The 26,098-nt window shown below is 72.7% G+C and carries 18 protein-coding genes; 10 read left to right on the top strand and 8 right to left on the bottom strand.

What is annotated here, in order from left to right; translation table 11 throughout:
• Positions 1-13: 13 nt before the first annotated feature.
• Positions 14-448 carry a winged helix-turn-helix transcriptional regulator gene (locus tag BM076_RS06175; RefSeq protein WP_245795771.1) on the bottom strand — a complete coding sequence of 145 codons (435 nt, stop codon included), beginning with the start codon at positions 446-448 and terminating at the stop codon, positions 14-16.
• A 168-nt stretch (positions 449-616) separates the two neighbouring features.
• Here BM076_RS06175 and BM076_RS06180 point away from each other — a divergent pair, with 168 nt between their 5' ends.
• The 3 genes from BM076_RS06180 to BM076_RS06190 all read left to right on the top strand — a co-directional run bounded on the left by BM076_RS06180 (position 617) and on the right by BM076_RS06190 (position 3,222).
• On the top strand, positions 617-1,441 hold the full coding sequence (locus BM076_RS06180; RefSeq protein WP_245795843.1) for an alpha/beta fold hydrolase: 825 nt from the start codon (positions 617-619) through the stop codon (positions 1,439-1,441).
• Positions 1,442-1,960: 519 nt separating this feature from the next.
• Positions 1,961-2,755, top strand: a complete 795-nt coding sequence (locus tag BM076_RS06185; RefSeq protein WP_177246348.1) for an ATP-binding protein — start codon at positions 1,961-1,963, stop codon at positions 2,753-2,755.
• Complete coding sequence (locus tag BM076_RS06190) at positions 2,752-3,222, top strand: hypothetical protein (protein WP_245795773.1); 471 nt, start codon at positions 2,752-2,754, stop codon at positions 3,220-3,222. Before BM076_RS06185 ends, BM076_RS06190 begins: the two co-directional genes overlap by 4 nt.
• A gap of 39 nt (positions 3,223-3,261) precedes the next feature.
• On the opposite strand, the gene BM076_RS06195 is transcribed toward BM076_RS06190, so the two are convergent.
• On the bottom strand, positions 3,262-4,692 hold the full coding sequence (locus tag BM076_RS06195) for an MFS transporter (RefSeq protein ID WP_093712357.1): 1,431 nt from the start codon (positions 4,690-4,692) through the stop codon (positions 3,262-3,264).
• Between the two features lie 211 nt (positions 4,693-4,903).
• Between BM076_RS06195 and BM076_RS06200 the strand changes: the two genes are divergently transcribed.
• Positions 4,904-5,626 (top strand): TetR/AcrR family transcriptional regulator, encoded by a 723-nt coding sequence (locus BM076_RS06200; RefSeq protein ID WP_093712358.1) that lies wholly within the window; start codon positions 4,904-4,906, stop codon positions 5,624-5,626.
• A 27-nt stretch (positions 5,627-5,653) separates the two neighbouring features.
• Here the strand turns inward: BM076_RS06200 and BM076_RS06205 are convergent, their stop codons facing one another.
• The 3 genes from BM076_RS06205 to BM076_RS06215 all read right to left on the bottom strand — a co-directional run bounded on the left by BM076_RS06205 (position 5,654) and on the right by BM076_RS06215 (position 11,857).
• Positions 5,654-6,547 (bottom strand): MurR/RpiR family transcriptional regulator, encoded by an 894-nt coding sequence (locus BM076_RS06205; RefSeq protein WP_218160044.1) that lies wholly within the window; start codon positions 6,545-6,547, stop codon positions 5,654-5,656.
• A gap of 101 nt (positions 6,548-6,648) precedes the next feature.
• Positions 6,649-8,430 (bottom strand): serine hydrolase domain-containing protein, encoded by a 1,782-nt coding sequence (locus BM076_RS37930; RefSeq protein WP_093712359.1) that lies wholly within the window; start codon positions 8,428-8,430, stop codon positions 6,649-6,651.
• Positions 8,431-8,671: 241 nt separating this feature from the next.
• Positions 8,672-11,857 (bottom strand): discoidin domain-containing protein, encoded by a 3,186-nt coding sequence (locus tag BM076_RS06215; RefSeq protein WP_093712360.1) that lies wholly within the window; start codon positions 11,855-11,857, stop codon positions 8,672-8,674.
• A gap of 227 nt (positions 11,858-12,084) precedes the next feature.
• On the opposite strand from BM076_RS06215, the gene BM076_RS06220 reads away from it, so the two are divergent.
• Positions 12,085-13,089: a pyridoxal-phosphate dependent enzyme gene (locus BM076_RS06220; protein WP_245795774.1), complete on the top strand. Its 1,005-nt coding sequence runs from the start codon at positions 12,085-12,087 to the stop codon at positions 13,087-13,089.
• A 90-nt stretch (positions 13,090-13,179) separates the two neighbouring features.
• Here the strand turns inward: BM076_RS06220 and BM076_RS06225 are convergent, their stop codons facing one another.
• Together BM076_RS06225 and BM076_RS06230 are read right to left on the bottom strand one after the other, a co-directional pair.
• Positions 13,180-16,395 carry a TIM-barrel domain-containing protein gene (locus BM076_RS06225; RefSeq protein WP_093712656.1) on the bottom strand — a complete coding sequence of 1,072 codons (3,216 nt, stop codon included), beginning with the start codon at positions 16,393-16,395 and terminating at the stop codon, positions 13,180-13,182.
• 1,058 nt (positions 16,396-17,453) lie between these two features.
• Positions 17,454-18,119 carry an alpha/beta fold hydrolase gene (locus tag BM076_RS06230; RefSeq protein ID WP_093712361.1) on the bottom strand — a complete coding sequence of 222 codons (666 nt, stop codon included), beginning with the start codon at positions 18,117-18,119 and terminating at the stop codon, positions 17,454-17,456.
• A 179-nt stretch (positions 18,120-18,298) separates the two neighbouring features.
• Between BM076_RS06230 and BM076_RS06235 the strand changes: the two genes are divergently transcribed.
• Positions 18,299-19,036, top strand: coding sequence for a Type 1 glutamine amidotransferase-like domain-containing protein (locus BM076_RS06235; RefSeq protein ID WP_093712362.1), 738 nt, complete (start codon positions 18,299-18,301; stop codon positions 19,034-19,036).
• A gap of 54 nt (positions 19,037-19,090) precedes the next feature.
• On the opposite strand, the gene BM076_RS06240 is transcribed toward BM076_RS06235, so the two are convergent.
• Positions 19,091-19,453, bottom strand: a complete 363-nt coding sequence (locus BM076_RS06240) for a hypothetical protein (protein WP_093712363.1) — start codon at positions 19,451-19,453, stop codon at positions 19,091-19,093.
• 134 nt (positions 19,454-19,587) lie between these two features.
• Between BM076_RS06240 and BM076_RS06245 the strand changes: the two genes are divergently transcribed.
• The 4 genes from BM076_RS06245 to narJ all read left to right on the top strand — a co-directional run bounded on the left by BM076_RS06245 (position 19,588) and on the right by narJ (position 26,092).
• The gene (locus BM076_RS06245) at positions 19,588-19,920 is read left to right on the top strand and encodes a hypothetical protein (RefSeq protein WP_177246349.1); all 333 of its coding nucleotides are present in this window, start codon (positions 19,588-19,590) and stop codon (positions 19,918-19,920) included.
• A 139-nt stretch (positions 19,921-20,059) separates the two neighbouring features.
• Positions 20,060-23,803: a nitrate reductase subunit alpha gene (locus BM076_RS06250; protein WP_407640627.1), complete on the top strand. Its 3,744-nt coding sequence runs from the start codon at positions 20,060-20,062 to the stop codon at positions 23,801-23,803.
• A gap of 1 nt (position 23,804) precedes the next feature.
• Complete coding sequence (narH, locus tag BM076_RS06255; protein ID WP_245795776.1) at positions 23,805-25,445, top strand: nitrate reductase subunit beta; 1,641 nt, start codon at positions 23,805-23,807, stop codon at positions 25,443-25,445.
• Positions 25,442-26,092: a nitrate reductase molybdenum cofactor assembly chaperone gene (narJ, locus tag BM076_RS06260; RefSeq protein WP_093712366.1), complete on the top strand. Its 651-nt coding sequence runs from the start codon at positions 25,442-25,444 to the stop codon at positions 26,090-26,092. Before narH ends, narJ begins: the two co-directional genes overlap by 4 nt.
• The last annotated feature ends 6 nt before the right edge of the window (positions 26,093-26,098 follow it).

The raw sequence follows: 26,098 nt of genomic DNA on the forward strand, positions 1-26,098 counted from the left end.
CCCGCCGCGGACCCTACTGTTCGTCGTTCCGGTCGGCGGCGCTCTCGTCGGCGGCGCGATTGGCGCGGTCGATCTCCGGCATGTGCTGCTCGGCCCAGGCGCGGACCGCGGCCAGCGGCGCGTCCAGGGACAGGCCGAGCGGGGTGAGGCGGTAGTGGACGCGCGGCGGCACCGTCGGTTCGACGCGGCGCGCGACCAGACCGTCCCTGGCCAGGCTCTGCAAGGTGGCCGAGAGCATCTTCTGCGAGACGCCCGGCATACGGCGGCGCAGTTCGGCGAAGCGCACCTCGGCGGGGTCCGCCTCCGCGAGCACCTTCACCACCATCGAGGTCCACTTCGTGCCGATCCGGTCCAGCAGCCGGCGGGTCGGGCACAGCGGGTCGAAAAGGTCGCCGCGCGCGCCCACGGCGTGCGGGGCGGGGTCCGGCGCCGCCGGTGAGGAGGTCACCTCGGGCTCACCACCTGTCGGGGAAGTGCGGTCTTGGCAGCCTCGACGCCGTTTCCTAGCGTGAGGTGGTCACCAATCGTAACCCGGGAGGCCACCGTGACGAACAGGCAGAGCACCACCGAGCGGACCAGCGCCCCGACCCCGGCTCCGCCCGCGCCGGACGTCGAACTGCGCCGTGTCGACGTCAACGGCGTCACCTTGAACGTCGCCCTCGCCGGGGCGGGCCCTGCCGTCCTGCTGCTGCACGGCTTCCCGCACACCTGGCGGCTGTGGAGCGACGTACTGCCCGACCTGGCGGCACGGCACCGGGTGATCGCCCCGGACCTGCGCGGCTTCGGGGACAGTACGCGGGCGGCCGACGGCTACGACGCGGGCACGCTCGCGTCCGACGCCGCCGCGCTGCTGGACGCGCTGGGGGAGACCTCGGCGTCCGTGGTCGGCATCGACGCGGGCGCACCGCCCGCCTTCCTGCTCGCCATGCGCCGGCCCGGGCGGGTGCGGCGGCTGGTGCTCATGGAGTCGCTGCTCGGCAGGCTGCCGGGCGCCGAGGAATTCCTGGTCGGCGGCCCGCCGTGGTGGTTCGGCTTCCATGCCGCGCCCGGCCTCGCGGAGTCCGTGCTCACCGGGAACGAAGGGGCGTATCTGGACTGGTTCCTGGACAACGGCACCCTCGGCGACGGGGTGCGCCCGCAGCTGCGGGACGCCTTCGTCGCGGCCTACACCGGCCGCGAGTCGCTGCGCGCCGCCTTCTCGTACTACCGGCAACTCCCGGTCAGCGCACGCCAGATCGAGGCCGCCGACGCGTCCGGCCGGCTCACCGTGCCGACGCTGGCGATCGGCGCGCACCCGGTGGGCGCCGCACTGGAACGCCAACTGCGCCCGCTGGCCGACGACCTGACGGCACATCTGATCGAGGACTGCGGGCACATCATCCCGCTGCACCGCCCGGCCCAACTCCTCGCCCTGATCCGGCCGTTCCTCGCGGCCGGCTGAGCGCCGCAGTGGCGGGGCGGCAGTGCCGTTCCTGCGTACTCCCGACCGTCCGGCGGCCTGGCCGGGCGCGGACGACGCCCCCGCTGAACTGTGGGCGCGGCACCGGCCGGAGGTCCGGGAGGGGGCGCTGTGGGTGAAGAGTCCGAAGCCTGGCGCCGCCTTCGAACCAGCCGTCTCCGGATGTGGGTTCCGGCAGGTCGGCGGCTGTGCGTCCGCGCGTTCCGCGCCTGCGATGTGTGCCATGTTGCCCCGGTGTGCCGCCCGTTCCTGGCTCATTCTGCGAATTGCACTCTGTGGCTTGCGAGTTGGGGGTGGCGACACCATAGTGGTGACGGCGGCGCAGTCGGTCGGCCAGATGACTACGTTGTCAGGACCCCTCCGCGCGCCCGGTCGTTCGTCACGTCGTCATCGCGGGAGCCCCCGACCCACGCGATGGCGGCGCAGGCCGAATCCGGTGGCAACGCCGCCGGGCGTGCCACCGCGACCCCACATACGCGGCCCCCACGAGAGGTGACGGCCATGGCATCTTCGACGGGCAGACCATCGGTCACCGGCACACCGCGGATTCCGGCTCCGCGCCGCGCCGACGAGGCGCACACCGTCCTGCGCGCCGCCGCAGGCGACCGCGCCGGGGTCGCCGCCGTACGTCACCGGGCCCGTGCCGAACTCGGCCGCTGGGGGCTGCCGGAGGGCGTCGCGGACGACGTCGTGCTCGTCGTCTCGGAACTGGTCACCAACGCCGTCGTGCACACCGTCGGCGACGGTGTGGTCTGCTCCCTGCGGCGCGCCGGGAACGAGGTCCGGGTCGAGGTCGGCGCCGAGGGGCACAGCGAGGCCCGGGCCGATGCCCGCCCGCCGGACGAAGGTGGGCGCGGCCTGGTGGTCGTGGCGGCACTGAGCACGGCATGGGGCGCGGGACCAGCGGCGCCCGGCGGCGGCTGGGCGCCCTGGGCGGCCTGGGCGGCCTGGGCAACGATCGCGGTGCCGCCCGCGGCGGTGCCGGCCGTGCCGCCGACGGCGTCGGCGCTGCCGGTCGGTCCGTCCGCGAGGGCCGTGCCCGTCGCACCGGTCGGACTGTCCGTGAGGCCCGGGCCCGTGGCGCCTGGCGGGCCGTCCGCGAAGGCCGCGGCGGGCGTGCCTGCGGTGCCTTTGGTGCCGGTCGATCCGTCCGCGGCCGTGCTGCCGTCCGTACCGGCTGCGCCCGCCGGGCCGGCCGCGCCCGCCCTGGAGGCCATGCCGTCGGCGGCGGTGGTTCCAGCCGCCCGGCGCGCCGGCCCTCGCGGGCCGCGTCTGGTCGCGGGGGCGGTCCGATGAAGCGGATTCCGCCGCCGGAGCGGCGGGCCGCCGCCGCGTCGTGGAATCTGCGCCGCGACAGGCTGCCGCTGGACGCCGGGGACGCGGCGGCCGCGCGCGAGCGGATCGCGGTGCCGACCGTCGGCGGCTTCCCGCCGGGCCTCGGCTGCGACGTGGTCGAGACGTCCGCCGAGCACGGCCTGCGGATCCTGGACTGCCTGCCCAGCTCCGGCTGCGTCCTCGCCCGCGGCCGGCAGTGGTCCTGGATCGTGCCCACCGGCTCCGACATCGACGTACAGTGGCCGCCCGCCACCCGCTATCTGCCCGACGCGGCCGTCCTGGTCTCCGCGTACGAGCCGCGCGCCGCGGGCGCCACCCACAGCCTGGTGCACCTGCCGGACCAGGCTGTGCCGTACACCCACCCGATCCTGCTGTACTTCGCGGCCTGCTGCATTTCCGGTGTGCAGCCCGCGATGACGGTCGAGTAGCCCGCGGCGCGGCCGGCGGCGTACGGCCGGCCCGACGACTCAGTGGCCGGTCTCCTCCGGGGCGCGCCTGGGCATCAGCGCGACGGCCGGGAGGCAGGCGGCGCCGAGTGCCAGGACGACGATCAGGCTGATCGTCATGGCGTGGCCGAGACCGGCGCCGGCCGTGGTGAAGAACACCGAGGTGACGGCCGCCGAGCCGATGCCGGAGGCGAGCTGCTGGATCGCCGAGAGAGAGCCGCTGGCGCTGCCCGCCTCGTCGGGATCGATGTCGCCGAGCGCGATGTCGAAGATCGTGCCGTAGCAGGCGCCCATGCCGAGGCCGGTGACGAAGACCGGCGCGGCCAGCGTCCACAGCCCGAGGCCCGTACCGGAGTGGACGACCAGCGCCAGCAGCCAGCCGCCGCCCGCCAGGACGACCGCGATCCCGGCGAAGATCAGCGTCCGGCCGAGCTTCTTGATCAGCGCCATGCAGGCGCCCGCCGCCACGATGATGCCCAGCGTCAGCGGCAGCAGCGCCAGCGAGGCGGTGCGCGGCGAGGCGTGCAGACCCTCCTGGATGAACAGCGACAGGACGTAGATCAGGCCGCTGGTGCTCGCGAAGACCACCAGGCCGACGACGAGCCCCGAGCCGAAGCCCCGGTTGCGCAGCAGCGACGGCTTGAGCAGCGGGTCGGACGCGGTGGTCTGGCGGCGCGCGAAGGCGGCGAAGGCCGCCAGGCCCACGGCCAGCGAGGCGATCGGGGCGGCCGTCCAGCCGTTGGTGGAGCCCTCGACCAGACCGAAGAGCAGGCCGAACATGGTGAGGCCGAGCAGCGCGGAACCCCGTCCGTCGACCACCACCGTACGGTCGCCGTCGTCGCGCGGCAGCAGCCGGAAGGCCAGCGTGAGGCCGATCGCGCCGAGGATCAGATTGATCAGGAAGACCGGCCGCCAGGAGAGGCCGAACAGGTCGGCGTCGATGATGAATCCGGCCAGGATCGGGCCGCCGACCGAGGCGATGCCGAGCAGCGGCCCGAAGAAGGCGAAGGCTTTGCCGAGCATGTCCCGGGAGAAGGTCTTGGTCATGATCGCCATGCCCTGCGGGATCATCAGCGCGCCGAAGGCGCCCTGCACCACGCGGGCGACGATCAGGAGCGCGGGATCGGGCGAGAAGCCGGCGACCGCCGAGGCGAGCGTGAACCCGCCCATGCCGATCAGGAACATCCGGCGCTGGCCGAATTTGTCGCCGAGCCGGCCGCCGACCACGAGCAGCACGCCCATGGCCAGCATGTAGGACGATCCCAGCCACTTGATCAGGCCCTCGCCGCCGTGCAGATCGGCGCTGATGGTGGGGGCGGCGATGTTGGTGACCGTCGAGTCGATCATGTCGAGGGCGTCGGCCAGCAGCACCAGCCCGAGAATCGCCCACATCAGGCGGGTCGATGCGCTGGTGCCCGCCGAGCGGGTGGGAGTGGGTGTCGTGGCGGTCATGGCGGGACCTCCTTCCGGCGTGGGGTCGGGTCTGTCGCCCGGTCCGGCCGGGCATACCCCCACCGTACACGAACATGTTCGTCACGAACATGTTCAGATCGCTGCCGCTCGCCCACGACAAGGCAAACCCGCAGGTGGGAGTGGTGCGGAGCGCGCGGAATGCGGCGATTTTCTGACGAACGTGTTCGTTCCCGTTCGTTATGCTGGAGCGATGACGCCTGGGAAGACCGCTCCGATCAGCCGCCGCGAGCGGCCCGCCAAGCCCGCGCTGTCCCTGGAGGGCATCGTCGCCGCCGCCCTGGGGATCATGCGGGCCGAGGGCCTGGAACGCGTCACGATGCGACGGCTCGCGCAGGAACTGGACACCGGTCCCGCCTCGCTCTACGTCTACGTCGGCAACACCGCGGAGCTGCGCGCGTACATGCTCGACGATCTGCTCGGCGGCCTCGACCTGAGCCCGGTCACCGCGCCGGGGGACTGGCGCGAGCGGCTGGTCACGGTGCTCTGGTCGTACGGCAGCGCCCTGATGGAGTATCCGGGCCTCGCGCAGTCCGCGCTGGTCACCCGGCCGGCCGGTCCCGGCTATCTGCGGATGGTCGACGGGCTGCTCGCGCTGCTCGCCGAGGGCGTCCCCGAGGACCGCACCGCCTGGGCCGTCGACCTGCTGCTGCACTTCGTGACGGCGACGGCCACCGAGCAGGGCACCCGGAAGGTCGCGGACGACGCCCGCCGTGAGGAGAGCGACCTCACCGCGGCCATCCTGGCCGCGACGCCGCGGACGTTCCCGCGGATCGCCGCCCTCGGCATGGACCTGGTCAGCGGCACGGGCGAGCAGCGGCTCGGCTGGGCCTTCGACGTCCTGCTCAACGGCATCCTGGAGACGCCGCGGCCGGAGGGCTCACAGGATGTGCCGGGTGCGGACGGGGCACCGTAGCGCTCGTGGCTACGGGTACGGGTACGGCTACGGCTCGGACAGCCGGTGGTCGCCGACCGCGTCGTACGTCTCCTTCAGGGCGCGCCGGGCGCTGTCCTGGTGGCGCTGGGCGACACCGATGAACAGGCAGTCGATCACGGTGAGTTGAGCAATCCGGCTGGCGGTGGCGCCGGATCTGAAGGTCGTCTCGGGGGCGACCGTGGTCAGCAGATGGTCGCTCACCTCGCGGATCGGCGAGCGGGGGAAGCTGGTCAGCGCCACGGTCGTCGCACCGTGCCCGCGCGCCACCCGCAGCGCCTCGACGGTGTCGGCGGTGGCCCCGGTGTGCGACAGGCCGATCGCGACATCGCCCGGGCTGAGCACGGCGGCCGACGTCAGCATGATGTGGGTGTCGCTCCAGGCGAAACTGATCCGGCCGATACGGTGCAGCTTCTGCTGGAAGTCGGCCGCGACCAGGGCGTTGGCGCCGACGCCGTAGATGTCGACCCGGCCCGCGGCGGCGACGGCCGCGACCACCCGGCGCAGCGTCCCCACGTCGAGCTGCCGCGCGGTCTCCTCGACCGCGCGGGCGTCGGCGAAGGCGACCTTGCCGACCACCTCGGACAGGTCGTCGCTCGGCGTGATGTCGCTGCCCAGGTGCCGGTCGTCGCGGGCCTCGGCGCGTGCCGCGGCGGCGGCGAGCGCGATCCGCAGCTCCGGGTAGCCGCGCAGGCCCACCGACTTGCAGAAGCGGATGATCGTGGTCTCGCTGGTGGCGGCGGCCTCCGCCAGCTCGCTGATGCTGCTGCGCGCCGCGAGCGCCGGATTGGCCAGCACCGCGGCGGCCACCCGCCGTTCGGCGGGCGCGAGGCTCGGCAGCAGCGACCTGACCCGCGTCAGGGGGCTCGCTTCGGGGGAGTCGCTGTCGGAACCGGCTGGCACGGGGGAAACGTATCCACCGTGATCGCCGGGGTCAACGCCGCCTCGGGCGGCCCGGTGCGGGCCGCCCGAGGCGGGACGTGCTCGGGCTGCCGGCGTGACTGTCAGCGTGCGGCGGGCAGTTGCCGCCAGGCGCCGGACGGCGTGAGGCCCGCGGACCGCAGCAGATCGTGGTGGCCGGAGGTCACCGACAGGGCCGCGAGGTCCACACCGCGGCCCTCGTAGACCGGGTCGGTGGTGTACCGCCAGCGCAGCAAGGTGCTTGCCGCCTGCGGGAGTTCGGCGTGCACGTGCCACCAGGCGCGGACCGACTGGCCGGACAGCGCGGTCGGGCTCCCGGCCGGCGCCCCGCTGCCGGTCACCCGCAGCGGCAGCGGCTGCCAGGTCGTACCGCCGTCGGTGGAGGACTCCACGGAGAGCAGGTCGGTGGACTCGGTGTTGACGAAGGCGGAGAAGTCGACGTCCACGGGGCCGGTGGAACCGAGCGCTCCGGTCGTGAGGGTGCTGGTGGTGCCGCCGCCCTGGCCCGAGTACCAGGCCGGGCCGCGGCCGGGCGCCCGTACGGGGATCGCCTGCGCGAGGGCCGTGCCGATGGCGCGGCGCGGCGGATTCGTGGACGGCGTGTTGCGCGTCGGGTGCACCCGGTTGCTCAGCAGGATGGCGAAGGACCGCGACTGCGGGTCGATCACCAGCGAGGTGCCGGTGAAGCCGGTGTGCCCGAGGGTCTGCGGCCCGGACAGGCCGCCCATGTACCAGATCTGGTCCAGTTCGAAGCCCAGGCCGTGCGAGTCACCGGGGAACGCCTGGTTGAAGTTCCGCTCCATCAGCGTGACGCTGTTCCGGTCAAGGATCCGACGGCCCTTGTACGTACCGCCGTTGAGGATCGTCTGCGCCAGTACGGCCAAGTCGTCCGCCGTGGAGAACACGCCCGCGTGCCCCGCGACCCCGCCCATCGCCCAGGCGTTCTCGTCGTGCACCTGCCCGCGCACCATGCCGCGCGGCGGGCTCGCCTCGTACTCCGTCGCCGCGATCCGCGGCAGCTTCGAGGCCGGCGGGTTGTAGCCGGTGTCGGTCAGCCGCAGCGGCCCCGTGATGCCGTCGCGCACCAGCGTGTCCAGCGGCTTGCCCGTCACCTTCTGCAGCACCAATTGCAGGCTGAGCATGTTGAGATCGGAGTACAGATACGTGGTCCCCGGCGGGTTGATCGGCTTCGCGTCGAGGATCGCCTTCTCGCGGGACGGCAGGTCCGGGTAGCCCTGCCACAGCGACGGCACCGGGTCGGCGTCGAACCCCGAGGTGTGCGTGAGCAGTTGCTCGATTGTGATGGCGCCCTTGCCGTTGGTGGCGAACTCCGGCAGGTAGTGCGCGACCGGAGTGTCCAGATCGATCCGGCCCGCCTCCAGTTGCTGCATCGCCACGATCGAGGTGAACAGCTTCGACAGCGACGCCAGGTCGTAGATCGTGTCCGTCCGCGCCGGCACCCACTGATCGGCGGGCAACTCATGCGTGGCGTCCGCGTACTTGACGGCGTATCCGCCCGCGCCGCGCTCCACCACCACACCGTCGTGCGCCATCAGCGTCGTCGCCCCGGGGAAGAGGTAGTTCGCCCCCGAGGCCGGGTTCTCCCACTGCGCCATCTGCTGCTCGAAGGCGTCGATCGGCGCCGCGTCCAGCCCGGCGGACCGCGGCGTCCCGCGCCGCAGCACCGTCCCCGCGGGCGCGAACCCCGTGTACGGCCGGTCGAACCCCCGCCCGGCCGGCCCGTGCCGTCCGTGCCCCCCGTCCGCGCCCGACGCCGATACGGGCGCCGCGCCGGCGCTTCCACTGAACACAAGGGTGAGAGAGGCGAGCAGCGCCGCGGCTGCCGTCAGTGCAGGGGTCCGCATGGAAACCTCGTCCGGGTCGGATCCGCAAGGGGGCTGGAGCAAGCGCCCGGTGAAGGATTCCTACCGTGCGCCATCTGGCGTCGGTAAGTTACTCACCACCGCGTGCACAGGTCAACCATCCTGCGACGTGCGGCAGTTCCGGCGAGGTTGGTGCCGGTCCGGGGCGGCAGACCGGCCTGACCCAGTCTGCTGCGCCCCGGACCGGGGCTCGGTGTCCGGCCGGTGCGGCCGGTGGCGGGGGTCAGGCGGGGACGACCTCCAGGCTGACCAGGCGGGCGTCCGTGGCCCGTCCGCCGGAGACGGCGAGGGCCACGTAGCGGGCGGTGGCGTCGGTGCCGAGGGTGGCGGTGCGGCCGCGGCGGCGCAGTTCGCCCGCGCCGCTGTACGTGAGGCCGTCGGTGCTGAACTCGATCGCCGCCGCCGGTACCCGGCCGCCGGTCCAGGCGGTGCGGATCTCCCGGACGGCGACCGCGGCGCCCAGGTCCACGACCATCCGGCCGTTCGCCGAGCCGGGCCGCCAGGAGGTGGCCGGATCGCCGTCGACCGCGGCGGCCGGGTCGGACATGCCGGCGGGCAGCGGCCGGGTCGGGAAGGTCTCCCGGCCGCGGGCGATGTCGGCCAGCGGATACGGTGTGGCACCGCGCACGGTCACCTGCGCCGTACGGCCGGCCCGTACGTCCACCGCGGCGCTCGCGCCCGACGGCGTGCGGACCAGCAGCCGGGCGGCGGGGCCGCTGACCCGGACGGTCGCGGCGTCCACCACCTCGATCCGCAGCCCGGTGGGGACCGGACCCCAGGCACGGGAGGTCAGGGTGAAGCGGGCCGGGGCGACGGCGGCGGACGCGGCGGCCAGCTCGACGCTCACCTCGGTGCCGTCCGCGGTGACGCGCTGCGTGCCGGCGTACAGCGTGAGCCGGGACCGGCTCTGCGGCACCGACACGGTGGTCGCGACGGCCTCGGCCGAGAGATTGAACAGGCTCAGGTGCCCGCCCGCCGTGCTCGCCCGCACCGCCGCGCTGCCGGCCCGCGGCGCGGGCAGCGCCGCGGCGGCCCGCACCTTCCGCGGGTCGCCGGACGGCAGGCCCTCCACCAGCAACGGCTCGGCGGGACCGTCGGACAGCAGCACCTGATCGCCGTACACCGACAGCGGGTTGGCGGCGCCCCGTACGACCAGGCCGGCGCGCCCGTCGACCGACAGCCAGCCGCCGTGACTGGTCAGATCGGCCTCGGGGAAGCGGACCAGATCCGTCCAGGTCTGCCCGTCCGCCGAACCCTGCACACGGTAGGCGCGCGCCGCCGCCGTCTCCCAGCGCAGCGTCACCCGGTCGAAGGTGCGCGCGGCACCGAGATCGACGGCCAGCCAGCTGTCCGCGCGGCCCCGGTCGCCGACCGACACCGCCCAGCGGGTGGTCGCGTTGCCGTCCACGGCGAGCGCGGCGCCCTTGCCGCTGTCGGCGGACGAGGCCGTGGCCGTACCGCCCTGCGCGAGGTCGGGTCCTGACGCGCCGTCACGGACCTCGAAGGCGTACAGCGAGTAGCCGTAGGTGGTGTGGCCTGCCACGCCCAGCATGCGCACATAACGCCAGGAGCCGCTCGGCACCGACAGCTCGTCGACCCGCGGCCCCGGGCCGACACCGGCGTTGCCGCTGTCCTGCGAGGCGACGGTGACGCTGCCCTCGGCGGCGGTGTACGTCCGCCCGCCGTCGAGCCCCGCGACCCCGGGCATGGTCAGATTCTGCACCCGCAGCGAACCCTCGCCGGCCGCCGTACCGCTGGTCGCGTAGACCACCTCGCCCGACGGCAGGGTGGTGAAACCGGCGGTGCCGGAGTCCAGGGTCAGTACGGTCGCGGTCGCGTCGAAGCCGTCGCGGACCGCGCGATAGGTCGTCACCGACCGCTTGAGCACCTTCGCCGCCGTCGCGGGCAGGAACATCGGCGTCGGACCGCTGAGCGCGAACAGCCAGTCGTCGTGCGCCGGCTGCCAGGCGAACTTCACAAAGCCCGGCTTGCTCACCGCGCCCGCCCAGGCGGCCGGGGTCTGGTGCGCCACCAGGCCGGGGCCGGTGCCGAAGTCCTGGAGCCCGGAGGCCCGTTGGAACATCTCGGTGTCCGACAGCGGCCGGACGACACCGCCGTGCGCGGCCCGCCACTCGTGCAGCAGATAGCTGATCGCCACCTCGGCGCGGGCCTCCGGCTCGTACTTCGCCTCGCCCGAGAACTTCGCCAGCCGGTAGAGCGGCGCGTACGCCTGGTACGGCGCCAGCCGCGCCGCCATCGCGGCCTCGCCCCACGCCGCCGTACGGTCGCCCGCGACCTGGGCGAGGAACGCCAGCGGGATCACGTCGCGGCCGTACAGATGCTCCCGGTCGTTGACCATCGGCATCAGCGGCTCGCCCGCGTCGCTCATCACCATCAGCAGAGTGCGCCACAGCTGATCGGCGTTCGGCTGCGCGGTCAGCACCTCCGGCAGCGGCCGGCCCGCGGTGATGAAGTGCGCCGAGTTGCGGCCCGAGGTGCGCCACAACTCCTGCTGGTAGTGCGGCCCGAAGGAACCGTGATTCTCCACGATGAAGGTGTCGTACAGATTCTGCGCGGTGTTCTCGCTGACCGCGACACCGTCCACCACCGCCGGATTGGCCCGGTCGGCGGCCGGGAGCCCGGTCTCGTTGCGGCTCCACCGGCCGTACGCCGCGCTCCAGTCGGCGTGCCGCGGGTCGTCGGCGGCCCACGCGAGACCGGGCGCCAGCGACTGGGCGTAGACGCCCATTTCCTCCAGCTTGGTGTCGCCGACGAAGCCGCCCTTGAGCCCGTTGGGCGTCCACGTACCGGACGCCGGGTCGTTCCCGGTGCCCAACGACGTGGTGAAGGCGGCCTGTTCGCGCACGATCGTGTCGATGTACCCCTGCGTCTGCGCGTCCAACTGGTCCCAGAGCAGCCGCGCGGCGAGCACGAAGTAGAGCTGGAAGGTGGTGTCGAAGAAGAGGGTGCGGCCCCATTCGGTGCCGCCGGTCAGCCGGTTGGACGCGGCGAAGTGCTTGATCGTGGCCAGCGTGTGCGAGCGCAGCGTCTCCTTGTCGACGCCAGCGCTGTCCGCGTCGTACGTGCCGCGGGTCAGCAGCACCGCATTGCCGAGGACGACGACGAAGTTGTAGTCGGTGCGGGTGTAGTACCCGGCCTTGGCGTCCCACTGCGTCTCGGCCCAGCGGGTGTGGGTGAGCAGCGCCTGGTAGTACGCGGCGGCGACGTCGTCGTCCGGGGCGTGGCCCGGCCCGTGGCCCGGCGTCCATCCGCCGGGGGAACTGTGGCCCGCGGGCGCGGCGTCTGCCGAGGCCGCGCCGACCGACAGCGGGGTGGCGACGGCCAGCGAGGTGAGTGCGGCCAGTTGGGCGAAACGCCGACGGCCCAGTCCTGCGGGGTCAGTGGCCACGGTAGTGCTCCTCGTTTAGACAACGTTGTCATCCCGTTGCCCGTCATTCTTTGCGGTCGTGGTCGCGCGCGTCAAGACATGAGGGGCAGCGGATCGGTGTATCCGCCCGCCGTCACCCGGCAGAGACCGGACTCAGGTGGCGGTCGGGATGCACGGGGCTGCCGGGGCGGCTGTGACGCTACGGCGCCGGATCCGCGCGCCCGGACGTCCCGGCATAGGGTGCGCTGGTGATCTCCTCCCCGCGGCCCCCGGCCGGCGCCGCTCCCGTCACCCTCGACGACGTCCGTGACGCCGCCGCCCGGATCGCCGGTGTCGCGCACCGCACCCCGGTACTGCGCTCGCGCACCCTGGACGCGCTCGTCGGCGCCGAAGTCCATCTGAAGTGCGAGAATTTCCAGCGCATCGGCGCCTTCAAATTCCGCGGCGCCTACAACGCCGCCTCCCGGCTGTCACCGCGGCAGCTCGCCAAGGGCATCGCCGCCTACTCCTCGGGCAATCACGCCCAAGCCGTCGCGCTCGCCGCCCGCGAACTGGGCAGCAGCGCCGTGATCCTCATGCCGGAGGACACCCCGCGCTCCAAGCGGGAGGCCACCGAGGGCTACGGCGCCAAAGTGGTCACCTACGACCGTTACACCGGTGACCGGGTCGCCATCGGCGAGGCGCTGGCCGCCGAACGCGGCCTGTCCCTCATCCCGCCCTACGAGCACCCGCACGTCATCGCGGGGCAGGGCACCGCGGCGCTCGAACTCCTCGACGAGACCGGCCCGTTGGACGCCCTCGTCGTCCCGGTCGGCGGCGGCGGACTGATCGCGGGCAGCGCGACCGCCGCCAAGGGACTGCACAGCGGCATCCGGGTGATCGGCGTCGAGCCGGAGGCGGGCGACGACACCCGCCGCTCCCTCGCGGCCGGCCGGCGCGTCTCCATCCCCGTCCCGCGCACCATCGCCGACGGCCAGGCCGCCGACATCCCCGGCGAGCTGACCTTCTCTGTCAACCGGCGGCTGGTCGACGACATCGCCCTGGTCACCGACGACGCGATCCGCGCGGCCATGCGCTTCGCCTTCGAACGCCTGAAAATCGTCCTCGAACCCAGCGGCGCCTCCGCACTCGCCGCCCTTCTCGCCCACAGCGTCACCCCGCTCCCGCCGCGCGTCGGCGTCATCCTCTCCGGCGGCAACATCGACACCGGCCGCTTCGCGGAGCTGTGCGGGACGCCCCCGGCGCAGGACTGAGGACCGGAGACCACGGTCTTTCGGACCGGGAGCACAGCGGTACGGGCCCGCACGCGGTCGCGTGCGGGCCCGTCACTCCGGGGAGGGGATTCAGGAGCGGTAGCCGATGGCCACCGGCGCGTGCACACTGCGGGACGGCAGGGTGACCGTCAGCGAATGGGCGGCGCTGTCGTAGTGGTAGGCGTCAGGACGCAGGGTTCTGCCGCCCGCGGTGACATGACCCGGATCGGTCACGCCGAGCAGCGTCACCGTCCATTGGCGGCTCGTGACCTGGCCGCGGAAGGAGCCCACGGCCGGGCCGATGGTGACGGTGTGCCGTGAGCCGCTCTCGCGGTACTGGATCCTCGTGGTGGCGCTGCGGCCCGGCCCCGTCGAGACGCCGTTGTCCTCGTAGAGGGTCGAGGTGCCGGAGGCACCCGCGGCGACGGTGAGCGTCACCTTGTTCAGCGGCGCCTTGTCGTTGGCGGTGACATTGCTCGTGCGGGTCGGGATGGTGGCGCCCGCCTTGACGAAGACGGGCATCCGGTCGAGGCCGGTGGTGATGTTCTGCGTGGTGCCGCCGGCGTAGGTCTGCCCGGTGAAGTAGTCGGTCCACTGGTGGCCCGGCGGGAACCACACGGACGTCGTGGCGGTGTCGCCGGGCGACGTCACGGGGGCGACGAGCATGTCCGAGCCGTAGAAGTACTCACTGCCGGCCGTGCTGTACGCCTGCGGCTCGTCCGGGTACTCCAGATAGGTGGCGCGGACCACCGGCACACCGGTGGTGGCCGCCTGCTGCGCGAGGGAGTAGGTGTAAGGCACCAGATTCTCGCGGAGGTTGAGGAATTTGTCCGCCGACTGCCGGGCCTGCGCGCCGTACTGCCAGGGCAGCCGGTCGCTGTGGTTGGAGTGCAGCCGGTCGATCGGCTGGAAGGTGCCGAGCTGCACCCAGCGGGCGTACAGATCGTCGGGCAGCTTGTGCGTGGTGTGCGTGCCGCTGCCGTCGGTGTACGTCTCGGAGCCGGTGAGGCCCGTCATGTCGTTGTGGCCGCCGATGTCGTGGCTGACCGCGGACATGCCGGTGGCCGCCGACTCGCCGGGCGTGTAACCGACTTCGGAGCGCAGCGTGCCCCAGTCCGAGGCGGTGTCACCGGTGAAGTGCACCGTGGTGCGCTTGTCGGCCCACGGCCCGGTCGGCAGTCCCTGCTGGCCGCTGTAGCCGCCCGCCTGGAGCGAGCCGTACGCCCGGGAGGTGACGAAGCCGCGGCCGATCGCCGGAGCGGAGTCCAGGGCGTAGGCCTGGTTGATCCACGCGTCGGGCGTGACGCCCTGGAGCGAGGACTGCGAGTTGTCGCAGCACCAGTCGAGCCACCAGAAGTCCACGCCCTGCTGGTCCATGGTGCGGTGCAGGTCCATGTACGCCTGGAGCTGGTTGGGGTCGCCGAAGTCGAAGGTGTAGCAGTCGCCGCCGGCGCTCGCGCCGCCCGCGCAACCGCCCTTGGACAGCTTGCCCTTGGCGGTCGCCTGCGCCTGCGCGAACCGCGGGTCGGAGGCCAGGATGCTCGGGTGCGTGTTGAGCGTGTTGTGCAGGCCCTGCGACTGCGACCAGTCGAAGAACGCCTTCGGGTCGGGGAATTTGGCCGGGTCGATCTCCCAACCGCTCCAGGTGTTGGGCGACTTGAAGTCCGTGTCGGTCACCAGCACGTCCAGCGGGACGCCTTCGGAGCGGAAGGCGGGCAGGATCGTGTTCTCGTAGTCCGCGGCCGTGCGGTCGATGTACTCCGAGTACCAGACGCCGTACGCCCACTGCGGCAGCAGCTCCGGCGGACCGGTCAGCGTGGCCAGATCCGTCAGCGCCCGCTTGTAGTCGTGGCCGTAGCCGAAGACATAACCGTCCTGGTACGGGGCGCCGCCCTGCGTCGCGCGCTGGGTGACCTTGCGGGTGGCCGGGTCGTAGAGCGCGGAGGAGGTGTCGTCCAACAGGTACCAACCGTCCTTGTAGAGCAGGCCGGGCGTGGTGGTCGGGTCGCCGTTGTCACCGTTGAGCCCGTCCAGGCTGCGCCGGTAGCCGCCCAGCGCGAGGTGCGGCTGCGGGGCCGCCGCGCCGGACGCGGTCACCGACACGGTGTCCAGATTGATGTGGCAACTGGCCGCGTCGGGGCAGCCGATGGCCAGGTCGTTGTCGCCGGCCTTGAGCGTCACCGGCACCGAGGCGGTCTGCCAGGTGTCCCAACTGCCCGTCGCGGGAAGGGACAGCGTGCTCGTCGTACCGCCGGAGGTCACCGACGCGGTACGGGTCTGGTTCAGGCCGTCGCCGCCCGTGGAGTTGGCGTACCGCACCTGGAGGTCGTACGTGCCGTCGGCCGGCACACCGACGACGTGCGTGGTGACGCCGGAGCCCTGGTTGAGTTCGGCGAGGAAGCCGCTGCCGGAGTAGCCACGGTGATCGGTGGCGATCTTCGCGGAGCCCGCGATCCTGGTCGCCTCGGCCTCGCAGCTCGCGCCGTAGGCGCAGTCGGTGATCGCGGTCGTCGCGGTCGACGGGAAGCCGCCGCCCGGCGTCACGAGGGCGACGCTGTCGACGTTGACATTGCCGGAGTCCGCCGCGGCCTTGGTCAGCGTGATCGAGTGGTGGCCGGCAGGAAGCTGCACCGAGCTGCTGACCTGGCCCCAGGTGTCCCAACTGCCGGTCACCGGCAGGCTGAGCGTCCTGGCGGCGCCGCCGTCCACGGTCAGGGTGAGGGTGCGGGTGGTGTTCTGGCCGTCGCCCGCCTGGGAGTTGGCGTACCGCGCGTCGAATTGGTAGGTGCCCGCGGTCGCGACGTCCACGTCGGCCGACATCGAGCTGCCGGTGCCCTGGAAGCCGGCGAGGAAGCCGGCGCCGGTGTAGCCGGTGTGGTCGGATGCGACGCCGAGCCCGCTGTACGACAGGCTCTCCGCCTCGCACAGGGCGCCGACCGCGCAGCTGATCCGCTGCCAGGGCGCCGCCGTCACCGGCATGGAGCCGGCCGTCAGCCGCACCGACAGATTGCGGGCGGTGAAGGGACCGGAGCCCACCTGGTAACGCAGCGTCAGCGCACTGGTCCTGACGGTCAGCCAGCCGTTGGCGGTGCTCGAGGTGTACGAGGCCGGGGTGAAGTCGCCGCGGCCGATCGCGTTGAAGGTCGCGCTGTCGGTGAACTTCCCGTTCTGGGCGTATTCGGTGCGGATCAGGGTCGGGGACAGCACCTGGAAGCGGGCGTCCCCGGAGGTCACCGTCGGAATACGGTGCCCGGCGGAGTGCCCGCCCGACCCCGCCGACGCCTGTCCCGTCCCGGCCACGGTCATGGCCGCCGTGCACGCGGCGAGGGCGACGACGGTGAGGTGCCGCCGTATCCGCATGCCGTGCGTCCCGCGCCACGCTGGTCTTCTTCTCACGGACAACTCCGTCCTGAAGCGGGCCTCTCGGCCCGTCGTGAGGTACCGCCGGTCGTCCCGGTCGCTCGGCCCGCACCGTCCTGACACCGTTGTCAGCCCCGCCCCTCGCGGGGCGGCGGACGCAGGCGGCGCAATCGGCGGAACGGCTGTACGGGGAGGTGCAGCGGACACCTCCCGGGCCCGTTCCATCGTTGGAAACGATGCCCGAGGCATGACAACACAGCCGCAGGCGGGTGTCCAGGTCCCGGGCGGACAACGTTCCGCTCGCGCGGGGCGGTGCCGGATCCGGGGTGCGCCCCGGGCTCCGGGCCTTCGCGCGGGCGGTGCCGGATCTGGGGCGCAGCCTGAGCGCGGGGCGGTTGCGCGGGTGGTGCCGTATCCGGGTGGGCGCCGGGCGCCGGTCGCTCGCGCGGGTGTGCGGATCCGGGACTCCAGGCCCGGCCCGCCTGTTCGGCTGCCGCAGGACCCGAGCGGGCCTCGTATGCCAGCCGCTCGCGGGTGGTGCGGATCTGGGCCCTGGGCCGGGCGCGCCTGTTCGGGTGTCGCAGGACCCGAACGGGCCTTGTATGCCGGCCGCTCGCGGGTGGTGCCGATCCGGGGCCCCGGATCGGGCGCGCCTGCTCGCGTGTTGCCAGGCCCGAGTGGGCCTCGGACATCGGCGGCTCGCGCGGGCGGTGCCGGATCTGTGCGGGACCGGGGTGGCTGCGCGGGTGTCGCGGGATCCGAGTGGGCTTCGGGCGCCGGCCGCTCGCGGGTGGTGCGGATCCGGGGCGCCGGGTACGGCTCGCCTGTTCGGGTGTTGGAGGACCCGAGCGGGCCTCCGCCGCCGGCCGCTCGCGCGGTCGGTGCCGGATCCGGGGCCCCGGAGCACGGTGCCTGCCCGGGTGTTGCCGTACCCGAGTGGGTCTCGGACGCCGGCCGCTCGCGCGGTCGGTGCCGGATCTGTGCGGGCCTGGCGGCGAAGGCCGTCAGGCGATTCCGTATTCGGCGGCGTATGCGGTGAGGTGGTCCGACAGTTGGTGGGGGTGGCTGAGGGCGGGGGTGTGGCCGCCGGGGAGGACATCGGGGGTGAGGGACAGGCGGGTGCGGGTGACGCGGTGTTGGAAGGCGACCGGGAGGAGGCGGTCGTCGCGGCAGATCAGGACGCGGGTGGGGACGTCGGGCCAGGCGCGGAACGGGGACGGCTCGGCCATCCGGGCCTCGGACTGGCACCGGCCGCGGCGGAGCGCGGCGGCGGCCAGGTCGGGCGGCACGTCCTGGTAAAAGAGTGCGACCGTGTCGTCGAAGCCCACCCGGGCCTCCTGCTCGTACGCGGTGTGCGCCCAGAAGTCGGCGGGCGCCTCGCCCGGCGCGGGGATCATGGGCGCGACCAGGACCAGCAGGCTCACGGGCAGCCGCTCGCAGACCAGCGGCGCGGTGAAGGCGCCGAGGGACTGCGCGACGACGACCGGCCGCGGCAGGTCACCGATCGCCTCGGCCACCGCATCCGCGTACTCCGGCAGGCCGGCCGCGTCGTCCTCGCAGGGCAGATCGGGCGCGACGGTCAGGTGCCCGCGCGCCCGCAGGTCGGCCTCGACCAGATGCCAGTACCAGCCGACGTCACCTGCGCCGTGGATGAACGCGAAGACCGCCATCCTCGCCACCTCCCGATCAGGGTCCTCGTCACGACCCTAGGCGACCCCACCGACAACGGCCGTGACCAGGCCGGACGTCGGCGCCGCGCCGCAATTCGATTGCGGCCGGGACCATGGCTTGGCAGCCTTCGAGGCACCGTCCGACCCCCGGGCGGCCCGAGGAACGGAGGCGCGGCGCGATGGTACGTCCGGAACGGCGCCTGGCCCTGCTCGGCGGCGGCTTCTCGAGCGACGACGACGGTCTGCTGGACGACTGGGTGCTCGGCGCCGCCGCGGCGCCCCGCCCCGCGGTCTGCTTCGTCCCGACCGCCAGCGGCGACGCGCCCGCGTACGCCGAGAGGTTCCTCGCGGCCTTCCGGGACCGGGCCTGCGAGCCGAGCGTTCTGCCGCTGTTCCGGCGGGAACTGGACGACGAGGGCCTGCGCGACTTCCTGCTCGCCCAGGACGTGGTGTACGTGGGCGGCGGCAACACCGCGAATCTGCTGGCGGTGTGGCGCGCGCACGGCGTGGACCGGCTGCTGCGCGAGGTGTACGACCGGGGCGGACTGCTCTGCGGCATCAGCGCGGGCGCCAACTGCTGGGCCGACGGCTCGCACACCGACTCCTTCGGGCCACTGGCTCACCTGCCCGACGGTTTGGGGCTGTTGACCGGTTCCGTCTGCCCGCACTACGACAGCGAGCCGGGCCGCCGCCCCTCGTACCGCGCGGCGGTGGCCCGGGGCGCGCTGCCGGCCGGCTGGGCGGTAGAGGACGGCGTCGGCGCCCTCTTCGCGGACGGCGCGCTGACGGACACGGTGACCCGCACCCCGCACGCGCGCCTGTACCGTGTGGCGCCGGACGGCGCGGGCGGCACGTCCGAAATCCCGGTGCCGTGCCGCCTGTTGGGCGGGCCGGGGCGGACGGCCGGGCCCGCGTGAGCCGTTGCCGCGAGCCGCGGGACCCACGGCCGTTCCGTAGCATCTGACGATGCGTCAGGGGCGGTTGAGCGAGATCGAGTTCACCGGGGTGAGGTTCTCGATGTACGCGGCTCCCTCGGGAAGGACATCGAGCGCCGAGCCGGTCGCGTTGTAGCCGCTCCACAGCGTCGCCGAGGCGCCGCCGTATTGATTGTTGACGACCATGTGACTGCCGAACTGGCCGCTGAGATTGTGCGCGCCGTAGCTGTAGAGGGCGAGCGACGGATGGTCGTTGTTCCAGCCGGTGCCCGGGTAGACGCAGACCGCGCCGGTCGGACAGCCGTGCACGCCCTCGGCGTGGGCCTGCGTCGCGCCGAGCACGGACACCGTGGCAGTGGCGGCGGCGAGGACCGCGGCACTCCGCGTGATCTTGCGCATGGTCGTATCTCTTCCTCTTCGCGTGGTGGCCCGGCCGGGCCACCACGACCGTAGGAGCGGCGCCCGGGCCCGCGCTCCTGACGAATGACAGGGACGCCGGAGCCCACCGCGTACGGGCCCGTGCCGTACGGGAGTTGGCGCATGTGACGCGGGCGGACCGGATGGACCGGCTGCCCGGTACGGTCGGTGCCCAGGGCCTGCCGGCGGGGCGGGTGCGACGGCGGGGAAGAGGCGGTGCGGCGGTGGGCCGGCTCAGCGACCGGCGCGCTGAACGCGACCGGCGGAATGCCGAGGCGGGACCCGACGCCTATCGGGGCGAGGCCGTCGAGATCCGCCGTATCGGCCGCGGCCTCTTCCACGAGGGCGGCGGCCTGTGGATGGTCGCCGTCGCCGCACGGACGACCGAACTCCACCCCGTCTCGACCAGCCGGATCACCGCCGCCTGGAAGGGCATCGGCGACTGGTGAGCGGCTGACGCGGGCCCCGGGCGCGGGACCGCGTACCGGCCGGGGCCCGTGACGTGCGCCATACGGGGTGTATACGGCCACGTGGACGCACGTCGGCGGCCCGCGCGGCGGCCAGGCGGTTTTGATGGTGCGACATGCCATGACCACCGCTGCCGGAAGGTCCGTGATGCAGGAGTCGTCGACGAGCGAACCCGGTGCCCTGCTGCTGCGGACCGGCCGCTGGTTCCGGCGCGGGACACCGGCCGCCGACCTGCACAGCGTGCGGATCACCGGCGGCCGGCAGGGCGACACCTTCTACCGCGACCGCTGGAACCACGACAAGGTCGTCACCTCCACGCACGGCGTCAACTGCACCGGATCCTGCCGCTGGAAGGTGTACGTCAAGGACGGCGTCATCACCTGGGAGACCCAGGCCACCGACTACCCGTCCGTGGGCCCTGACCGCCCCGAGTACGAACCGCGCGGCTGCCCCCGCGGCGCTGCCTTCTCCTGGTACACCTACTCCCCGACACGGGTGCGCTACCCGTATGTGCGCGGCGTGCTCCTGGAGATGTACCGCGAGGCCAAGCGGCGGCTGCACGACCCGGTGCTCGCCTGGGCCGACATCCAGGCCGACCCGGAACGGCGCCGCCGCTACCAGTTGGCGCGCGGCAAGGGCGGCCTGGTGCGCGCCGATTGGGACGAGGCGGTCGAGATCGTCGCCGCCGCACATGTGCACACCATCAAGGCGTACGGCCCCGACCGGATCGCCGGCTTCTCGCCGATCCCGGCGATGTCGATGGTCTCGCACGCGGCCGGCGCCCGTTTCCACTCGCTCATCGGCGCGCCGATGCTCTCCTTCTACGACTGGTACGCCGACCTGCCGGTGGCCTCCCCGCAGGTGTTCGGCGACCAGACGGACGTACCGGAGTCCGGCGACTGGTGGGACGCGGCCTATCTGATGATGTGGGGGTCCAACGTCCCGGTGACGCGGACCCCCGACGCGCACTGGATGGCCGAGGCCCGCTACCGCGGCCAGAAGGTCGTGGCCGTCGCGCCGGACTACGCCGACAACGCCAAATTCGCCGACGAGTGGCTGCACCCGCACCCCGGCACCGACGGCGCGCTCGCCCTGGCCATGGGCCATGTGGTGCTCAAGGAGTTCTTCGTCGACCGGCAGGTGCCGTTCTTCACCGACTACGTCCGCACCTACACCGACCTGCCGTTCCTGGTCACCCTCGACGAGAAGGACGGCGCTTTCGTGCCGTCGAAATTCCTGCGCGCGGCCGACCTCGGGGACACCGGCGAGGGCGCCGAGTGGAAGACCGTCGTCCTGGACGAGACCACCGGGCAGGCGGCCGTGCCCAACGGCTCGCTGGGCTTTCGCTGGACGGAGTCCGGCAAGGGCAGGTGGAATCTCGACCTGGCGGAGCTGCGCCCCCGGCTCTCGCTGCACGGGCTCTCGCTCCATGGCGCGGACGTCGTGGCGCCGGTGGAGGTGCTGCTGCCGCGCTTCGACACCGAGGGCGGCGACCACGGGCAGGGCCGCGGCGACGTGGTGCGCCGTGGTGTCCCCGCCACCCGCCTCGGCGGCGAGGAGGGACCGCTGGTCACCACCGTCTTCGACCTGCTGCTCGCCCAGTACGGGGTCGGCCGCGACGGACTGCCCGGCCGCTGGCCCGAGTCCTACGAGGACGCCACGACACCCGGCACCCCGGGCTGGCAGGAGGCGCACACCTCGGTGCCCGCCGCCAGGTGCGTGAAGATCGCACGGGAGTTCGCGCGAACGGCCGAAGAGTCCAAGGGCCGCTGCATGATCCTGATGGGCGCGGGCACCAACCACTGGTTCCACTCCGAGACCATCTACCGGGCCTTCCTCGCACTGCTCCAGCTCACCGGCTGCCAGGGCCGCAACGGCGGCGGCTGGGCGCACTACGTCGGCCAGGAGAAAGTCCGCCCCTTCACCGGCTGGTCCACGCTCGCCGCCGCCACCGACTGGTCACGGCCGCCGCGCCAGATGATCGGCACCGCCTGGTTCTTCCTCAACACCGACCAGTGGCGCTACGACCGCTTCGCCGCCGATGTGCTCGCCTCGCCGCTCGGCGAGGGCCGCTTCACCGGCATGACCGGCGCCGACCTGCTCGCGCAGTCGGCGCGCGCGGGCTGGATGCCGTCGTACCCGACCTTCGACCGCAATCCGCTGGACCTGGTCGACGAGGCCCGCGCCCTCGGCAAGGAACCGCGGCAGCACATCGTGGACGAACTCACCGCCGGGCGGCTGCGGTTCGCGTGCGAGGACCCCGACGCACCGGCCAACTGGCCCCGGGTGATGACCCTGTGGCGGGCCAATCTGCTCGGCTCCTCGGGCAAGGGCGCCGAATACTTCACCAAGCACCTGCTCGGCACCCAGTCCTCGCTGCGCGCCGAGGAAGCCGCCCCGGACGAACGCCCGCGCGACGTCACCTGGCACGAGCGCGCACCCGAGGGGAAACTCGACCTGCTGCTGTCGATGGACTTCCGGATGACGTCCTCGACGATGCTGTCCGACGTGGTGCTGCCCGCCGCCACCTGGTACGAGAAGCACGACCTGTCCTCCACCGACATGCATCCGTACGTGCACGCCTTCACCCCGGCGATCGACCCGCCGTGGCAGGCGCGTACCGACCACGAGACCTTCCACACCATCGCCGGACGGTTCAGCGAACTCGCCCGCGGCCACCTCGACACCCGGCACGACCTGGTCGCGACCGCGCTCCAGCACGACACACCGGGGGAGATCGCGCAGCCCGGGGGAGTGGCCCCCGACTGGCGGCGCGACGGCACCGCGCCCGAGCCCGGCAGGACGATGCCGACGCTCACCGTGGTGGAACGCGACTACACCGCGATCGGCGCCAAGATGGCCGCGCTCGGTCCGCTCGCCGAACAACTCGGCCTGCCCGTCAAGGGCATCGCGCTCCACCCCGACCAGGAGATCGAGGACCTGCGGGCGATGGGCGGCGTCGTACGCGGCGGACCCGCGGACGGCCGCCCCGCCATCGACACCGAGGTCAAGGCCGCCAACGCCATCCTCACGCTGTCCGGCACCACCAACGGTCGGCTCGCCACCCAGGGCTTCCGCACCCTGTCCGAGCGCACCGGCCGGGACATGGCGCACCTGGCCGCGGAGCAGGAGGGCAAGCGGATCAGCTACGCCGACACCGAGGCCGCGCCCGTCCCCGTCATCACCTCGCCCGAGTGGTCCGGCAGCGAATCCGGCGGACGGCGCTACGCCCCCTTCACCCAGAACACCGAACACCTCAAGCCCTGGCACACCCTGACGGGCCGTCAGCACTTCTTCGTGGACCACGACTGGATGCACGAACTCGGCGAGGCGCTGCCGGTCTACCGGCCGCCGCTGGACATGCACCGGCTCTTCGGCGAACCCGTCATCGGCCCGGACGGCGAGAAGGCGGTGACCGTCCGCTATCTCACCCCCCACAACAAATGGTCCATCCACTCCGAGTACCAGGACAACTTCTTCATGCTGGCGCTGTCCCGCGGCGGCCAGGCCATCTGGATGTCGGTCGAGGACGCGGCGGCCATCGGCGTCAAGGACAACGACTGGATCGAGGCGGTCAACCGCAACGGCGTCGTCGTCGCGCGGGCCGTCGTCTCGCACCGCATGCCGGCCGGCACCGTCTACATGCACCACGCCCAGGAACGCACGGTCGGCGTGCCGAAGACCGAGACCACAGGCCGGCGCGGCGGCATCCACAATTCGCTGACCCGGATCCTGCTGAAACCGACCCACCTCATCGGCGGCTACGCCCAGCTCTCCTGGGCCTTCAACTACCTCGGCCCCACCGGCAACCAGCGCGACGAGGTCACCGTCATCCGCCGCCGTTCGCAGAATGTGGAGTACTGACATGCCCTCAGGCGCGGCCCCGGTCGGCCGGGTGATGGCGCAGCTCGCCATGGTGATGAATCTCGACAAGTGCATCGGCTGCCACACCTGTTCCGTCACCTGCAAGCAGACCTGGACCAACCGCTCCGGCATGGAGTACGTGTGGTTCAACAACGTCGAGACCCGGCCGGGCCTGGGCTATCCGCGCCGCTACGAGGACCAGGAGCGCTGGCGCGGCGGCTGGAAGCTCAACCGGCGCGGAAAGCTCCAACTGCGCCAGGGCGGCCGCCTGTTCAAAATGGCGTCGATCTTCGCCAATCCGGTGCTGCCGGTCGTCAAGGACTACTACGAGCCCTGGACGTACGACTACCGCAATCTCACCAACGCCCCGCTCGGCGACGACTATCCGGTGGCCGAACCGCGGTCGCTGATCACCGGCAAGCCGATGAAGATCGTATGGTCGCCGAACTGGGACGACAATCTCGGCGGCGGCCAGGAACACGCCCCGCGCGACCCCAATGTGGAGAAGATGCGCGCCGAGGTCGGCGAGAAGATCCGCTTCAGCTTCGAGCAGACCTTCATGTTCTACCTGCCGCGGATCTGCGAGCACTGCCTCAACCCGGCCTGCGCGGCGGCCTGTCCGTCCGGCGCGATCTACAAGCGCACCGAGGACGGCATCGTCCTGGTCGACCAGGACCAGTGTCGCGGCTGGCGGCAGTGCGTGACCGGCTGCCCGTACAAGAAGATCTACTTCAACCACCGCACCGGCAAGGCCGAGAAGTGCACCTTCTGCTACCCGCGCGTCGAGGTCGGGCTGCCCACCGTCTGCTCCGAGACCTGCGTCGGCCGGCTGCGCTACCTCGGCGTCGTGCTGTACGACGCGGACAAGGTCACCGCCGCGGCCTCGGTGAAGGACGAAAAGGACCTGTACGAGGCCCAGTTGGGGGTCTTCCTCGACCCCGAGGACCCCGAGGTGCGGCGGGCCGCGGAGCGCGACGGCATCGCGCACGACTGGATCGAGGCCGCCCGCCGCTCCCCGGTGCACGCCCTGATCAGCACCTACAAGGTGGCGCTGCCGCTGCACCCGGAATACCGCACCATGCCGATGGTCTGGTACATCCCGCCGCTGTCCCCGGTCGTCGAGGCCGTCAGCGAGAGCGGTCACGACGGCGAGGACGCGGGCAATCTCTTCGGCGCCATCGACGCCCTGCGCATCCCGCTGGAATACCTCGCCGAGCTGTTCACCGCGGGCGACACCGCACCGGTCAGGGCGTCACTGGACAAGCTGGCCGCGATGCGCTCCCACATGCGTGACGTCAACCTCGGCCGTACGCCCGACGGTTCGGCCGCGGAGGCGGTCGGCATGACGCCGTCGCAGATCCAGGAGATGTTCCGTCTGCTGGCCGTCGCCAAGTACGAGGACCGGTACGTCATCCCGACCGCCGCCCAGGCCGACGCCCGCCGGCTGGAGGAGTCGGCGGTGCCCGACCAGTGCAGCCTCGACTACGAGGACGGCCCCGGCATGGGCGCGCAAGGACCGGCCGACGCGGACGGCCCCTTCGGCGCCGACTCCGGCCGCAAACCACTGCCCCTGGTCACCATCGAGAACTTCCACGCGATGCGCAGACGGCAGACCGCGGACGAGGAAGAGCCCCTGTCATGACCGGACGACACGCACCCGAGGCCCCTGCGGACACCCGGGTCCTGCACCAGGCCGCCGCGATCTGCCTGGCCTACCCCGACGCCGCCTTCCGCGCCGGACTGCCGCTGCTGCGCCGCGCGCTGGCCGCCGTACGCCATGACGCAGGGCTGCCGCTGCGGGAGTTCACCGACCACGCGGCGGGGGAGCCGGAGGCTGCGCTGACCGCGCACTACGTGGAGACCTTCGACTTCACCAACCGGCATAGCCTGCACCTGAGTTGGTGGACCGACGGCGACACCCGGCGGCGCGGCGAGGCGCTGCTGCGCTTCAAGGACGCCTACCGGGAGCACGGCATGGAACACGCGGGAGAGGACCTGCCGGACTTCCTGCCCGCCGTCCTGGAATTCGCCGCCGCCACCGGCTCCGACGCCCTGCTGCGCGACCACCGCCCTGCCCTTGAACTCCTGCGGCTCGCGCTCACCGAACGCGGCACCCCCTACGCCCGTGTCCTCGACGCGGTCTGCGCCACACTGCCCGGCGCCTCGCCCAAGGACCGCGCCGCCGCCCACGCGCTGGCCCGCGGCGGCCCGCCCCGCGAGGACGTCGGCCTGGACTCCGCCCCCTACGGGCACCTCGGCATGCTGCCCGTCCTGACCGGAGAGCGGTGACACCGC

Source organism: Actinacidiphila alni (assembly GCF_900112845.1).
GTDB lineage: Bacteria > Actinomycetota > Actinomycetes > Streptomycetales > Streptomycetaceae > Actinacidiphila > Actinacidiphila alni.